Annotated in this window: 1 pseudogene; it reads right to left on the minus strand. The window is 75.2% G+C overall.

The features are described 5' to 3' along the window. Window positions 1-715 (minus strand): annotated as a pseudogene (locus AC27KI_RS25885) (hypothetical protein); the annotation flags it as partial. Between the last annotated feature and the right edge of the window lie 224 nt (window positions 716-939).

The following is a 939-nucleotide window of genomic DNA, read 5'->3' on the forward strand; positions in this document are numbered from 1 at the left end:
GAGCGCGCTCGGGCAAGGTAGCGGCGCGTGGTGCGGGCTTGGCGGGCACCGAGGCGGGCGTTGGCACGGGCACGGCTACAGCAGCAGGCACCGCTGCAGGCGTGGCATATGCGACCGGCTCGGGCATGCCCGGCCACTCGTCCGCCGCCTGCGGCGCGGTCTGAAGCGACTCGCGACCCGTCGGCCCATCCACCACCGCGCCGCCCAGGGGCCCGTTGCCGCCACTGGCAGCGACGGCATGGCTCCAGTCCAGCGCCGACTGGCGGCGTGCGCGCGCCCAGATCCAGGCCGCCAATCCCAGGGCCAGGACCAGCAAGGCCAGCAGCCCGTAGACCACCGTGGCGGAAAACCGCTCGGTCTCGGCGGCTTCGAGTTGCTGCCTGAGCTGGGCGGCGGCCGCACGCTCGGAGGTGGCCTGGGCACGCTGCGCTGCCACCTCGGCTTCGAGCTTGCCAGTGCGTGCCGCGGACTGCTGCAGCTCTTCCACGGGCGTGTTCAGCGCCTTCCACAGCGCAGCGGCTTCGGTGCGCTGGGGGCTGGCATCAGTGGCGGTGGGCGCAGCCATCTCGGGGGCCGCACGCAGCGGCAGCGGGGCGTCGAGCCACACATCCAAAGGCTCCATCACGAGGCGGGGGCGCTCGGCGGGCGCCGGCTGCTGCGGGCTGGTGAATACCGCGCGGCCCGAAGCGGGCGTAGCGGGGGGCCGCCGCAGCACGGGGGTGCGGGGGCATTCGCGGCAGGGGCCCGTGGGGCACGGGGCGCCGCCGCGGGTCTGCGAGGGGGTGCATCCGTGGTGGCTGCGGCGGAAGTCCGTCCCGCACCCGTTGCAGCCGCGCCGTCGCCTGCCAGCCCAGGACCTGTGGCCGGTGCCGTGCGAGGCAGCGCCAATTGGCCCAGATCCACGGGGCGGGAGGTGCCAGCCGCCGATTCGGGCAGCTG

Source organism: Acidovorax sp. KPB24-03, from assembly GCF_057546605.1.